Raw genomic sequence first — 13525 nt, 5'->3', positions numbered from 1 at the left:
TTGCCTCACTGCCGCTCATGCGGTGATTGCTGCATGAGCGGCGCTTGCCCTGCTGACAGTGTCGCGTCCAGGATCCGCAGAAAAGCCATCTCAATCTGCGCCGGAACCGGGGTCGGATGTGCTCGCCACCTTCCGATCTCAGGGTCATGTTCAACGTCGAAAGCGGTCAACTCGGCTCTCTCGAAATCCACCACAACCGTCAACCCCTCTCCTGAGGCCGAGGCCGCATCGCTGGGAGAGAGGCAGTTGTTGCACTCGATCACGCCGCTTGCCCTCGATTCACCTGCCAGAGGAAGAAGCAGCGTGATCACCATCATGACGCTCGGCACGGCAGTTAGTGCTTTCATGATCGATCCTCTCGCGAATGGCTGGAGATGCGAGTCTGCACCGGGTCGATCAACCGGGCCTTCTGAATGAAGGAATTTCAAACTATTCCTGAAATGGTTCGGCAAAGGCACTTTCATGCGCGCGGCAGTTTCCAGCGCGCGCTGTCGCGGCCAGCATCAAAGCGAAGGCGGAGGAACATTACCGTCCGGTTCTAAACGGCACTCATCTGACGTAAATGTCATGCAATTGCGTCAATTTCGCGTGAAAGAGTGTCGATCGTCACGCCGTGATTTTTACCGCTTGTTTACAAAGGAGACGCTGCCGCCATGCAGGGGGGGGGCGGCAGCCCATGTCCCGACATTCCTTTGGAGAGAGAGCGAATGAATCACCTGCACCACCGCCCTTTGGCGGTTGCCGTCGCGCTGTGCGTGATGACCCTGGCACCGTTGGGTGCCGCTGCACAATCCACCACCAACCTGGATGCGGTGGAAGTCACCGGTACCCGCATCAAGCGCGCTGAGGTGGAGGGCCAGGTGCCGATCCAGACGCTGACGCGCGGCGATATCGAACGCACCGGCCTGACCTCGATCGGCGAAGTGCTGCAGCAGCTCACCGGTTCCGGTTCGGCGCTCAACGCCAAGTTCAACTCATCCGGCAACTTCGGTTTCCCGCCCGATGGCAGTGGCGTGGGTGCCGGTTCGGCGCAGGTCGATCTGCGCCACCTGGGTGCCAAGCGCGTGCTGGTGCTGGTTGACGGCATCCGCTGGGTCAACGAGTCGTCCGCATCGGGTGTCGGTGCGGCCACCGACCTCAACACCATTCCGCTGGCCATCGTCGAACGCATCGAGGTGCTGGAAGACGGCGCGTCGTCGCTGTACGGCTCCGATGCCATCGCCGGCGTGGTCAACATCATCACCCGCCGCGACTTCGATGGCGGGCAGGTGACCCTGAACTATGGTGAGTACAGCAAGGGCGACGGCACCCAGAAGGGCGTGGACCTGGCGTGGGGCAAGAGCGGCGACCGCTTCAGCCTGTTCCTGGGCGCCAGCTGGACCAAGCAGGACCCGGTATTCGCCAAGGATCGCGAGCAGTCGCGCTTCCCGATTCCGGGCACCGGCCTGGCCTTCGGCAGCGGCGGCATTCCACAGGGCCGCTTCGCCTTCGTCGACCCCAACACCGGTGCCGAGCAGGACATCGTGCCCAACAGCGGCGTGCCCAACCCGCGTTACGACGGCAGCGCCGGCTGCAACCGCAGCGATGACTACCACTGCTTCACCAGCGCCGACCGCTTCAACTTCGCCGAATACAACATGGTGCTCACGCCGTCCGAGCGCAAAGGCCTGTTCGGTCAGTTCCGCTTCGACATCACTGACAACGTGCAGTGGTACATCAAGGCACTGGGCAACCGCCGCGAGTCGACCAACCAGGCCGGCCCCGAGCCGCTGTTCTTTGGTCCCGATGGCGCCACCGGCAATCCGTTGGCCGACAACATCGTGGTCTCGCGCCTGAATCCGTACAACCCGTTCGGCTTCGACCTGGTGTCCTCGGGCAACATGAGCCTGATCGGCCGTCGCCCGGTGGAAGGCGGTGCGCGCGTGTTCAAGCAGGAGGTCAACACGACCTACGTGGCCACCGGCCTGGTCGGCAACTTCCAGGCCGCCGACCGTAGCTGGTATTGGGACGTCAACGGCATGTACAGCAAGAACAAGGCCGAACAGACCAACTACGGCAGCTACAACATCTACAACGTCAACATGGCGCTGGGTGACCCGGCGGTGTGCGCGGCAACCCCGGGCTGCGTGCCGTTGAACATCTTCGGTGGCGTCGGTTCGATCACGCCGGACATGCTGAAGTGGATCCAGCCGGTGGTGCACGACCGCAGCCAGAACGAGCTGAGCCTGTTCACCGCCAACCTGTCCAGCGAGCTGTTCTCGCTGCCGGCCGGCCCGGTGTCCTTCGCCACCGGTTTCGAGTACCGCAAGTACGAGGGCTGGTACCAGCCGGATCCGCTGACGGTGATCGGCCACTACAACGGCGTGCCGTCGCAGCCGACCTCCGGTTCCTACGACGTCAACGAGGCCTACCTGGAGTTGAGCGTGCCGATCTTCGCCGACTCCTCGTTCGGCAAGAAGCTGGACCTGAGCCTGGCCGGCCGCTATTCGGACTACTCCACTTTCGGTGGCGAGTTCACGCCCAAGTACGGCCTGCGCTGGCAGGTGACCGATGACTTCGTGCTGCGCACCACGTACGCCGAGGGTTTCCGCGCACCGTCCATTGGCGAACTGTACGGCTCGGCCGCACGTGCCGACCTGCAGCTGTTCGATCCGTGCTCGGTGGGCCTGGGCGGTACGCCGCCGCGTGGCAGTGCCGCCAATTGTGCCGCGCTGGGCGTGCCGGCCGGCTTCCAGCAGGCCAACTCGCAGATCTCGGTGACCACCGGCGGCAATCGTGATCTGGAACCGGAGCGCTCGCGCAGCTTCAGCACCGGCTTCGTGTGGAGCCCGTGGTTCGGCAACAACGCGTCGTGGTCGGAGCGCTTCGATGTGGAGGTGACCTTCTACCGCCACGCCATCGATGGTGCGATCCAGGCCATCAACGCGCAGACCCAGCTGGACCTGTGCGTGGACACGCTTGACCCGGTGTACTGCGATGGCATCACCCGCGCCAGCACGGGTGCGGTCAGCAGCTTCAACAACCGCCTGACCAATCTGGGCTCGATCAAGACCGACGGCTGGGACGTGGACCTGTTCTGGACGTTGCCGCAGACCTCCTTCGGCCAGTTCAAGCTGGCCTGGAAGAACACGTTCGTCGGTCGTTACGAAGCCACCGGCGCGGCCGGGCAGAAGCAGCCGCAGAAGCCGGGCGTGGAAGTGGCCGACAGCTCCATTCCGGAGTGGACCAGCAACGCCAGCATCGCCTGGACGATGGATCGCTGGAGTGCGAACTGGACGGTGCGGCACATCTCCGAACTGACCGAGAACTGCGGCGATGCCGTGGCATTCCCGGTGTGCAGCAACCAGGCAGCCGGCACCAACACGCTCTCGGCCACCACCTTCCACGACATGCAGGTGGGCTACAAGATCGACTGGATGAAGGGGCTGCAGCTGACCGCGGGCCTGAACAATGTGTTCGACAAGGATCCGCCGATCTGCCTGTCGTGCTCGTTGAACGGGTATGACGCTTCGACCTACGACATCCCGCGCGGTCGTTACTGGTACCTGCGCGCGGACCTGCGGTTCTGATGTGAGGGGGGGCAGCGCCGGTCAGTTCCGGCGCTGCCTTGCGGATGTAGCGCCGAGTCCGCGCTCGGCTGATTCTCTGAGCCGAGCATGGGCTCGGCTCTACAGGTGCGGGGCGGTCGTACCCCGCGTCTGATCAGAACGCCCAGGTGAACGTCAGCGAGCCATTGCGGCCATCGCCGTAGGCACCGTAGCCGGTGATCTGCGAGTAGTACTTCTTGTCCAGCAGATTGTTGAGGTTGGCCTGCACGCTCCATTCCGGCGACAGGCGGTAACGCACGAAGGCGCTGACCAGGGCGTAGCCGCTCTGTTCGATGCGGCCGTAAGCCGGCACCGCGTAGTAGATGCGGTTCTGCCAGTTGGCGCCGCCGCCGACGGTCAGTGCCTGCAGCGACTGCGGGGTGTAGCTGGTGAACAGTTTCAGCGCGGTCTGCGGCAGGTTGGTGTTGATGTCGGCGCCGTTGATGTCCTTGGCCACGTAGCGCGAAGCACCGAAGGTAGCGTTCCAGCCGGGCGTCAGTTCGCCGTTCACTTCGAACTCGAAGCCACGGCTGACGGTGCCGCGCGCGGCCACGTAGGCCGTTTCGCCGCCGGTGCCGCCGATGACCGGCTCGCCGGTGGACTGGCCGACGTTGTCCTGCTCGATGCGGAACACCGCCACCGAGGCATTCAGTCGGTTGTCGAACCAGGCACCCTTCACGCCCACTTCGTAGCTCTTGCCATCGACCGGATCGAGGTAGCTGCCGTTGCGGTCCTTCAGCGTCTGCGGCTGGAAGATTTCGGTGTAGCTGGCGTAGGTCGAGTACGTGCCGTTGATGTCGAACACCAGCCCGGCGTACGGCGTGGTGACCTTGTGCGTGCGGTCGGCGCCTTCGCCCTCGCTCTTCCAGTCGGTGTAGCGGGCGCCGATGATCAGCTTCAGCGGATCGGCCAGCGACAGGCGCGCGGCCGCGTAGCCGGCCTTCTGGGTGATGGTGCCCTCGCTGGCCAGTGCCAGCGGGTTCCAGTTCGGCTCGCTGATGTTGCCGGTCCAGTTCAGATAGCTTGCGAACGGATCCCAGGTCTGGCCGGCACCGCCGACCTGGTAGTCGCCGTAGTTGGCGTACTCGCGCTTGTTGTAGCTCAGGCCTGCCATGAACTGGTGCTCGCGGCCGAACAGCTGGAACGGACCATCAACGTAGCCATCGACGCCGGTGACCTTGCGCTCGGTGTTGTAGAAGCCCGCGGACGGCGAGATGCCCGCGCCGGTGGTCTTGTCGAAGTTCGATGCGCCCGTGGTCCAGTCGTTGTAGGCCGGGTAGAACAGCTTGTCGTCAGCCTTGGTCTCATCGTGCGTGGCACCGACCTTGAACTTCCAGCCATTGCTGAAGGCGTGCTGCAGGGTGGCGAAGGCGCGTTTGCTGGTGGTGTCCCAGTAGGTCCACTTCGGGCTCGCGTTGAACGATTCGTCGTAGCCCGTGCGCGAGCCATCGGAGTACAGCATCGGGAAGCCACCCCAGGTCGCGCCATTGGCGCGCTTCTGCTGGTAGTCGTAGCCCACGCTCAGCTGGGTGTCCGGGGTCAGGTCGGCGTCGATGACGGCGTAGCCCAGCGTCTTGCGCTGGTTATAGCGGTCCATCTGGCCGTCGGTGTCCAGATAGCTGCCGATCACGCGGCCGCGCACGGTGCCGCTGGCGTTGAGTGCGCTGCCCACGTCCACCGTGGTGCGGGTGCGGCCCCAGCTGCCCACGTTCACCGACACGCTGCCGGCCAGCTCGGCGCTGTCGGCGTGCTTGCGGATCAGGTTGACCGATGCGGACGGATTGCCGGCGCCGCTGAGCAGGCCGGTGGCGCCGCGCACCACTTCCACGCGGTCGTACAGCGCCAGGTCCAGGCCGGAATCACCATAGCTCCAGTTTTGCACCATCTGCGTGGGCAGGCCATCGAACTGGTAGGCATCGATGTAGAACCCGCGCGCGTAGAACTCGGTGCGCTCGCTGTCGGACTGGGTGCTGGTCACGCCGGTGGTGTTGGCCAGCACGTCGATGATGTCGTCCAGGTTCTGATCTTCGATGCGCTGGTGGCTGATGATGCTGATCGACTGAGGGATCTCGCGCGGCGCCAGGTCGAAGCGGGTGCCGGCCGAGGTGCGGCGCACCGAATAGCCTTCGGCGCGTTCGCCCTTGACCACCACCTTGTCGAGGGTGGTCGGATCGGCGGCGGTGTCGGCGAAGGCGGCCGGGGCCACGGCGCAGAGAACGGCGAGCACGGCAACGAACAGCCGTTGCGGCTGCGGGGTACGGAAGGCGGAACGGGTCATGGGGGTCCTGGACGAGCACGCGCGCTCGGCCGGCATCCAGAAGGCGAGGCGCTACGGGTAGGGGGAGGGCGGGCAGGCCGTCCTGGCGCCACCGGAAACGAAAGAAATCGTAATACGAACTATTCCTATTTACAAATAATGAACGAATCGATCCGATGATCCGGGTGTGGGCTGGGTCAGCGCAGCAGCGGGAGTGGATCGCGCGCGCCGTCGGTGCCGTAGATGCCCCAGTGCAGGTGCGGCGGCGTGCCCTTGGCATTGCCGCTGTCGCCGACGTGGCCAAGCAGGTCGCCGGCCTGGACCACCTGGCCGCGCGCCAGGCCCTCGGCCCAGTCGTCCAGATGGGCGTAGTAGTAGCGCTCACGCCCGGGCCCGATCACCCACACCTGGCGGCCACCGAGGCCGCGGTCGCTGACATCCACGACGACGCCGGCGGTGGCACTGCGCACCGGGGTACCGCGCCTGGCGAAGATGTCGATGCCGGCGTGGGAGCGGTCACGGCCGCGTGGGGCGCCGAAGGTATCGGCGATCTGGCGGGGCCGCACACCTTCCACCGGCACCGGAAGCTCGGTGGCCGGAGGCATCCGCGAGAGTGTCCACAGCAGTTTCGGTGCAGCGGCCCATGGGCTGTTCCACAGTGCCATGGCGGCAACGATCGCGATGACCAGCCACAGGCCGCGCAGCAGCCAGCGGCGCAGGCGACGGGCGGGGGAGGGCGATGTGTTCATGGTCTCCGACTGTAGCGCCCAGCCATGCTCGGCGGCTGTTGCTTTGCGGTCAAAGCGCAGTCGAGCATGGCTCAGCGCTACAGAACCGGGTCCAGTGGCACTTCGAAACTGCGCTTCAACGTTCCCAGTGCAACCGAGGTGCGGAAGCGCTCGATGTTGTCATCGCCACCGAACAGCCGCTCGGTGATCGCCTCGTACTCTTCCATCGACGCGGCCGACACCAGCAGCAGGAAATCGCCGTCGCCGGTGATCGAGTAGCACTGCTGCACCGCCGGGTCGTCCTGCACGCGGCGCTTGAACGGCGCCACGCGTTCGCGCTGCTCGCTGACCACGCGCACCTCGACGATGATGGTCAGCGGTCGCCCGACCTTGGCTGCGGCGACTACCGCCACGTTGGCCGCGATCACACCGCTGTCCTGCAGGCGTTTGATGCGGCGCTGCACGGCTGGGGTGGACAGGTGCACGTCCTCGGCGATCTCGCGCTGCGGCAGGGTGTTGTCCCGCTGCAGCAGGCCGAGGATGGCGCGGTCGAAGCTGTCGAGCACGGGGGCGGTAGCCATGGTGAGCAGAAGTTGCACGAACGGGCTGTCAATTGAGCCAAGTGCTCGGCGCGGGCGCAATAGACTTTGCCCATGCAGACCTCACGACTCGCGCCGATGTTGCCGGCGCTGGCGGTGCTTGGCTCGGTCACCTCGCTGGCCATCGGCACCTCCTACGCAAAACACCTGTTCCCGCTGATCGGCGCCCAGGGCACCAGCGCGCTGCGCGTGGGCTTCTCGGCGCTGTTGCTGCTGCTGTTCTGGCGGCCGTGGCGCTGGAAGACCGGCCGCGCGGATGCGATCACCCTCCTGCGCTACGGGCTCACCCTGGGCCTGATGAACCTGCTGTTCTACATGGCCCTGCGCACGATTCCCTTCGGCATCGCGGTGGCCATCGAGTTCACCGGGCCGCTGACGGTGGCGATGCTGTCATCACGGCGCCCGATCGATTTCCTCTGGGTGGGCTGCGCGGCGGTGGGGCTGTTGCTGCTGCTGCCGCTGGGCGGCGGCCGGGCGCTGGATCCGACCGGCGTGCTGTATGCGATGGGCGCAGCGGCGTGTTGGGGGCTTTACATCGTATTCGGCAAGCGTGCCGGACACCTGCACGCCGGGCATTCGGTGTCGCTGGGGCTGCTGGCGGCTTCGCTGGTGGTGGTGCCGGTGGGCGTGGTGCATGCCGGTGCCGCGCTGCTCGACCCGAAGATCCTGGCAGCCGGGCTGCTGGTGGCGCTGGTGTCCAGCGCGATCCCGATGTCACTGGAGATGATGGCGCTCAAGCGCCTGCCAAAGGAGACCTTCGGCATCCTGATCAGCATGGAGCCGGCGGTGGCCGCGCTGTGGGCGATGCTGCTGCTGCACGAACACCTGCACGGGCTGCAGTGGCTGGCGATCGGCTGCACGGTGCTGGCTTCGGTGGGCAGCACGATGACCGCGCGGCGATTGAAGGTGCCGGTGGTCCAGGCCGGGTAGCGGCAGAGAGCGTGCGGACCAACGGTCCGCACCCACCAGGGGGGCGGTTCAGCGCAGGGCGTCGGCCGGGACGTCGATCTGCATCGCCAGGGCGAGGTGATCGGAGAACGCGGCCGGCACGGCTTCCACGGTGCGGGTCTGCAGGCCACTGCTGACCAGGATGTGGTCGATGGCGCGGTCGGGGCGCCAGCTGGGGAAGGTCGGCACGATGCAGCCGGGCGGTTGCAGTCGGGTCTTCTGGTACAGCACCTGCATTTCCGGGCGTTCGGCCAGACAGTTGAAGTCGCCCATCAGCACCGCGTTGGGGTGGTCGGACAGCAGCTCGGCGATGAAGCCCAGCTGCGACATCCGCGATCCCGCGCCCAATGACAGATGGGCCACCGCCACCGCCAGGCCGTCGGCACCATCGCCGAACTTGGCCAGCAGCACGCCGCGCCCGCCGATGCGGCCGGGCAGGGCGTGGTCCTGCACTTCCACCGGTTCCAGCTTGCTCAGCAGGCCATTGGCGCTGGAGGCGACCCCGCCCATGCGCCGGTTCGGCTGGTGGCTCCAGTAGTTGAAGCCGGCGCGCTGGGCCAGGTAATGGGTCTGGTTGGTGAAGCCCGAGCGCAGGCTGCCCGGGTCGGCCTCCTGCAGGCCGACGATGTCATGTTCGCGCGCCAGGGTGGCGATCGCGTCCAGGCTGCTGCGCTTGCGACCCGCCGGCAGCGCATGTGACCAGCTGCGGGTCACATAGTCGCTGTAACGGCGGGTACTTGAGCCGGCCTGGATGTTGGCCGTCAGCAAGCGCAGGGTCCGTGTACGGGGGGAATTCACGGCCGGGAAATGCTTCTCTTGGATCAGTGAGCCTGGGCCGCACCGCGTTCGCGGGCGATCAGGTGGTCGGCGATGCGCAGCATGTCCGGGAAGCTCTTGCCCTTAACCAGGTACTTGCCGTTGACGATGATCGACGGGGTGCCGCTGATCTGGCTGCGCTGGGCGAACTGCTTGGCCGAGTTGGTCTTGGCGTTCACCGCGAAGCTGCCCATGGTGGCCGCGAACTGCTTCGGATCGACGCCGTAGGCGGCGTAGAACTTGGCGATGTCTTCCACCGAGTCACGGCCGCGCTCGCCCTTCAGGGTCTTCTGCGAGTGGATGGCGGCGTACAGCGCTTCGTGGGTCTTCTCCTGCACGCCCAGGGTCTGCGCGGCGTAGAAGGCACGGGCGTAGTCATCCCAGGTGCCGCCGAACATGGCCGGCACGTAGACGAAGTTCACGTCGCTGGGCAGGCCGGCCTTCCACGGGCCGACCAGCGGCTGGAACGCGGCGCAGGCCGGGCAGACGTAGCCGAAGATCTCGGTCACTTCGATCTTGCCGGCGGCCGGCTGGAACGGCTGGCCGTTCGGGATCACCTGGTAGTCGGCACCTTCCACCGGAGCCGGGCCGGTCAGTGCGGCGGTGGTCGGGGCCGGCGCGGCGGCCGGAGTTGCTTCGGCCGGAGTCTTCTCGCCTTCAGCGGCAGCCGGCGCGGCGCCTTCGCTGCCCGCCGCCGGTGCGGCAGCCGGTTCGGTGGTCGTGGCCGGGGTTGCTGCCGGTTCGGCGGGGGCCGCGGTGGTGTTGGTGCTGCCGTCGTCGGCCTTGCAGGCGGCCAGGATCGGCAGCAGCGCTGCGAGGGCGAGGGCGTAACGGATCTTCATGGAAACGTCTCCAGCATCTGGAAAGGTGGGGCCGGCGGCAGGCGCCGGCCAAGGGGAAATGATGACACGCGGCGGCGACAACGCCGTGTCGGTGGTGGGTGTTGGTTCAGCGGCCGCGGGCGGCGCGCGCCTGCGCGATCAGCGCCGAGGCAATGCGCAGCTGGTCGTCGAAGCTGTTGCCGCGCACCAGGTACTGGCCATTGATGATGATGGCCGGGGTGCCCGGAATCTTGGTGCGCTGGGCGAACGCGCGCGCGGCCTCGACCTTCTTCTGCACGGCATCGCCGCGCAGGGCCTGGATGTAGCGGTCCGGGGTCACGCCGTAGGCCTTGTAGAAGGTGGCGAGCTCATCGGCGGAGACGTTCTGCATCGGCAGCGAACCCTGCTCGTGCAGGGCCTTGAACACGGCGGCATGGCTGCGCTTGGCCACGCCGACTTCGTCGGCGGCGTAGTAGGCCAGTGCCCAGGCATCCCAGGCACCGCCGAAGGCCGCCGGGACCGGGGTGAAGCGCACGTCGGCCGGCAGCTTGGCCGCCCAGGCTTCCAGCTGCGGTTCGAAATGGGCGCAGTGCGGGCAGGTGTAGCCGAAGACTTCGACCACCTCGATCTTGCCGGCCAGCGGCTGGAACGGGCCCGGCTGGGCGATGCGCTCGTAGTCTTTGCCCTCGACCAGCGGGGCATTGGCGGGGGTGGCGGCGCAGGCTGCCAGCGGCAGCAGCACCAGCACGGACAACAGCAGGCGGGAAATCAACCTCATCGACACGCATCTCCGTTGAAAAAAGCAACGCCGGCGCAGCCGCCGGCGTGAAGGAAACATACCGCAGCCGTAGGCCGGCGTCGCGGCCCGGGCCGACCAGTGGTGGTCAGGGGGCGGCAGCCGGTTGTGTTGGCGTGGCCGTGGTGGCCACATCGTCGGCCTTGTTGTGCAGGCCCTGCAGGTAGCTCGACAGCGCCTGCACCTCCTGCTCGCTGAGCTTCTGCGCGACCGTGGCCATGATCTGGAAGTGCGCCTTGTCGGTCTCGTTGGTCTGGCCGGCCTGGTACTCCAGCAGGCGGCGCGCGACATAGCTGGCGTGCTGGCCACCGAGATGCGGATAGGCCGGGCCGGGATTGCCGGCACCGCTGGGGCCATGGCAGGCCATGCAGGCCGGCAGGCCACGCTTGGCATCGCCGCCGCGGTACAGCTGCTGGCCGATCTCGTAGAACTTCATGCCCTTGTAGGGGCCGTCGGCGACCGCCGTGTCATCGGCGATGCCGGCGTTGGCCTTCTGCGTGGCGAAGTAGGCGCCGATATCACGCATGTCCTGCGGGGTGAGGTTCTGCACGAACGGCACCATCGCCACCGCCGCGCCGGAACTGCGCTGGCCGTTGGCGATCAGGGCCATCTGCTGGGCCACGTAGCGTTCGCTCTGGCCGGCAATGGACGGGTACATCTCCACCGTGGAATTGCCGTCGGCACCGTGGCAGGCCGCGCAGGCCGTCGCCTTGGTCTGCCCGGCCTTCGCATCGCCCCAGTGGGTCTTGCTGAAATCCACCTCCAGCGAGGCGGTATTGATCGGCCCATTGTCGGGCAGCGGGGTCAACGTGGTCTGCGCGAACGCAGCAGCGGCAACGACTACAGCAGTGGCAAGGGCGGATACGGCAAGAACGCGAGCGTGGCGCATGCTGAAGCTCCGTATGGACCGGGCCGGGCGGTGGCGGCCGGCATCGCCCGGATTATCAACGCCGTTTCCGCGCACGGTCAACGCAGCAGTGCAGCAAAATGCCCGCAAAGGCCGCCGGCACGGGCGCGCGGCGCCGCAACATGCGATCCTAGGCACATGTCATTGCTCATCGAACGCGCCCGTTACCACCTTTCGGCCCATAACGTGCGGCAGCTGCCGCCCGACGAAGGGGCCGAAGTGGCCTTCGCCGGCCGCTCCAACGCCGGCAAGTCCAGTGCGCTCAACGCGCTGACCCGCCAGAACGCCCTGGCGCGTGTCTCCAAGACCCCCGGCCGTACCCAGCAGCTGGTGTTCTTCCAGGTCACCCCGGAGGCGCATCTGGTCGACCTGCCCGGTTACGGCTACGCCAAGGTGCCGCTGGACCTGCAGGCGCACTGGCAGGCCTTCATCGACAAGTACTTCCGCACCCGCGAGGCCCTGAAGGGGCTGGTGGTGGTGATGGACATCCGTCATCCGCTGAAGGACTACGACCGGCAGATGCTGTCCTATGCCGTGCAGCGTGGCCTGCCGGCGCATGCCCTGCTGACCAAGGCCGACAAGCTCAGCCGCAGCCAGCAGATGCAGTCCTTGCAGAAGGTGCGCAAGGAGCTGCAATCGGCCTACGGTGACAGCGTCAGCGTGCAGGTGTTCTCGGGCGAAGACCGTACCGGCGTGGACGAAGCCCGCGCCGTGATCGGCGGCTGGCTGGGGCTGGAATAAGGTATTGCCGGTCGCCCGGCTGGCAGCCGGGCGCTACCCGATCGGGTGGGTGCCGACCTTGGTCGGCACACCCTCACAACGGCGAATACTCCGCCGGGACCCACGCATAGGCCTGGCCTTCACTGCGGACGTGGCCCAGGCCCGGGAACGGCAGGTGCGCACCGGCCACCCACCAGCCGTTGGCGGTGGCCTGCTGCAGCAGCCCGCGACGGCTGGCGATGGCCGCCTTGCGGTCCGAATCGGCCTCGAACGCGGCCTCCGGGTGCGCGAACTGCACCGCATGGAAGTGCAGCACGTCGCCCCACACCAGCAGTGACTGGCCTTGGCTGTCGAACCGGTAGGAGACGTGGCCGGGGGTATGGCCATGGGTGTCCATCGCCACCGCGCCGCCGGGCAGGGCATCGCCGGGGTTGAACGTGCGCAGGTGGCCACTGGCCTGGTACGGTGCCACCGCGTTGCGCGCCAGCGGGAAGGCGAAGCGCACACCCTTCGGCGCGGAAGCCTCGCTGGCCGGGTTGAGCCAGTAGTCGGCATCGGCCCTGGACAGCCACACCGTGGCATTCGGGTAGGCCGGCTTGCCCTGTGCATCGAGCACCCCGCACAGGTGGTCCGGATGGGCGTGGGTCAGCAGCACCTCGTCCACCTCGGCCGGGTCCACGCCGGAGGCGCGCAGGTTGCCCAGCACCTGGCCCAGGCCGGGGCCGAAGCACTGCGCGGTGCCGGTATCGACCAGGGTCAGGTGGTTGCCCTGGCGCACCAGGAACGCGTTGATTGCGGTCTGCAGGCCCTTCTTGTCTTCCGGTACGTAGCGGCCTTCCAACAGGCGGCTGACCAGTGTCGGCGGCACGTCGACCACTTCCTGCCGGCCCAGCGCGACCACGCCGTCGAACAGGGCGGTGACCTGCAGCGCGCCGACGCGCTGGTGGTAGACGCCGGGCACCTGCTGGGTGGGAGCGGGCGAGGTGGCTTCGGCCAACGCGGCCAGCGGCAGGGAGGACAGGGCCAGCAGCAGGGCGGTGCGTAGGGGCAGATGGCGCAGGGTCATGAGGGTTCTCGGTGGATGATGGGCGGTTCCGTTGGCCTAGCGTGCCGTGACTGGCGTGCGCACGGCGCTCAAACCACTGCGTGGAATGCTCAGGGAAGGGGGTGTTGTCTGCAGGGCTGCGCCCTGCACCCGCTACGAGCCAGAGCAACGGCCCAAGCAACAGCAACAGCAACAGCAACAGCGATCTATCCGTGGGATGGCGGGGTGGGTCCGGTTGCGGGAGACGCCGTAAACCCATCCATGGGGGCTTGGCCGCGGCATCCATGCCGCGGACACTCCC

The 13525-nt window shown here is 67.0% G+C and carries 12 protein-coding genes; 3 read left to right on the top strand and 9 right to left on the bottom strand.

Translation table 11 applies throughout. From position 1 onward, the window contains the following. Window positions 1-5: 5 nt before the first annotated feature. Complete coding sequence (locus tag ACM0O9_RS11490) at window positions 6-464, bottom strand: hypothetical protein (protein WP_414603811.1); 459 nt, start codon at window positions 462-464, stop codon at window positions 6-8. 294 nt (window positions 465-758) lie between these two features. On the opposite strand from ACM0O9_RS11490, the gene ACM0O9_RS11485 reads away from it, so the two are divergent. Beyond that, the gene (locus ACM0O9_RS11485; protein ID WP_414603824.1) at window positions 759-3569 is read left to right on the top strand and encodes a TonB-dependent receptor; all 2811 of its coding nucleotides are present in this window, start codon (window positions 759-761) and stop codon (window positions 3567-3569) included. A 133-nt stretch (window positions 3570-3702) separates the two neighbouring features. Here ACM0O9_RS11485 and fhuE read toward each other — a convergent pair whose 3' ends face one another. The 3 genes from fhuE to ACM0O9_RS11470 all read right to left on the bottom strand — a co-directional run bounded on the left by fhuE (window position 3703) and on the right by ACM0O9_RS11470 (window position 7153). Beyond that, window positions 3703-5865 (bottom strand): ferric-rhodotorulic acid/ferric-coprogen receptor FhuE, encoded by a 2163-nt coding sequence (gene fhuE, locus ACM0O9_RS11480; protein WP_065185390.1) that lies wholly within the window; start codon window positions 5863-5865, stop codon window positions 3703-3705. A 176-nt stretch (window positions 5866-6041) separates the two neighbouring features. Beyond that, the gene (locus tag ACM0O9_RS11475) at window positions 6042-6593 is read right to left on the bottom strand and encodes a M23 family metallopeptidase (protein WP_065185389.1); all 552 of its coding nucleotides are present in this window, start codon (window positions 6591-6593) and stop codon (window positions 6042-6044) included. A gap of 77 nt (window positions 6594-6670) precedes the next feature. After that, complete coding sequence (locus ACM0O9_RS11470) at window positions 6671-7153, bottom strand: Lrp/AsnC family transcriptional regulator (protein WP_065185388.1); 483 nt, start codon at window positions 7151-7153, stop codon at window positions 6671-6673. A gap of 72 nt (window positions 7154-7225) precedes the next feature. Between ACM0O9_RS11470 and ACM0O9_RS11465 the strand changes: the two genes are divergently transcribed. Beyond that, complete coding sequence (locus tag ACM0O9_RS11465) at window positions 7226-8101, top strand: EamA family transporter (protein ID WP_065185387.1); 876 nt, start codon at window positions 7226-7228, stop codon at window positions 8099-8101. A 48-nt stretch (window positions 8102-8149) separates the two neighbouring features. Here ACM0O9_RS11465 and ACM0O9_RS11460 read toward each other — a convergent pair whose 3' ends face one another. The 4 genes from ACM0O9_RS11460 to ACM0O9_RS11445 all read right to left on the bottom strand — a co-directional run bounded on the left by ACM0O9_RS11460 (window position 8150) and on the right by ACM0O9_RS11445 (window position 11441). Then, window positions 8150-8887 (bottom strand): endonuclease/exonuclease/phosphatase family protein, encoded by a 738-nt coding sequence (locus ACM0O9_RS11460; protein ID WP_005419292.1) that lies wholly within the window; start codon window positions 8885-8887, stop codon window positions 8150-8152. 53 nt (window positions 8888-8940) lie between these two features. Next, window positions 8941-9777, bottom strand: coding sequence for a thiol:disulfide interchange protein DsbA/DsbL (locus tag ACM0O9_RS11455; protein ID WP_053500287.1), 837 nt, complete (start codon window positions 9775-9777; stop codon window positions 8941-8943). Between the two features lie 106 nt (window positions 9778-9883). Further along, entirely contained in the window at window positions 9884-10534 is a 651-nt protein-coding gene (locus ACM0O9_RS11450; RefSeq protein ID WP_005419285.1) for a thiol:disulfide interchange protein DsbA/DsbL, read from the bottom strand. A 106-nt stretch (window positions 10535-10640) separates the two neighbouring features. After that, window positions 10641-11441: a c-type cytochrome gene (locus ACM0O9_RS11445; protein ID WP_164230440.1), complete on the bottom strand. Its 801-nt coding sequence runs from the start codon at window positions 11439-11441 to the stop codon at window positions 10641-10643. Between the two features lie 156 nt (window positions 11442-11597). Between ACM0O9_RS11445 and yihA the strand changes: the two genes are divergently transcribed. Further along, a complete protein-coding gene (yihA, locus tag ACM0O9_RS11440; RefSeq protein WP_049414655.1) occupies window positions 11598-12200 on the top strand; it encodes a ribosome biogenesis GTP-binding protein YihA/YsxC in 603 nt (200 codons plus the stop codon). A gap of 73 nt (window positions 12201-12273) precedes the next feature. On the opposite strand, the gene ACM0O9_RS11435 is transcribed toward yihA, so the two are convergent. After that, a complete protein-coding gene (locus ACM0O9_RS11435; protein ID WP_164093298.1) occupies window positions 12274-13245 on the bottom strand; it encodes an MBL fold metallo-hydrolase in 972 nt (323 codons plus the stop codon). Window positions 13246-13525: the final 280 nt, after the last annotated feature.

Origin of the sequence: Stenotrophomonas sp. FR012, assembly GCF_047520565.2 — a bacterium.
GTDB lineage: Bacteria > Pseudomonadota > Gammaproteobacteria > Xanthomonadales > Xanthomonadaceae > Stenotrophomonas > Stenotrophomonas sepilia.
Note: the sequence above shows the minus strand (reverse complement) of the source record. Positions and strands in the feature narration are given on the sequence as shown.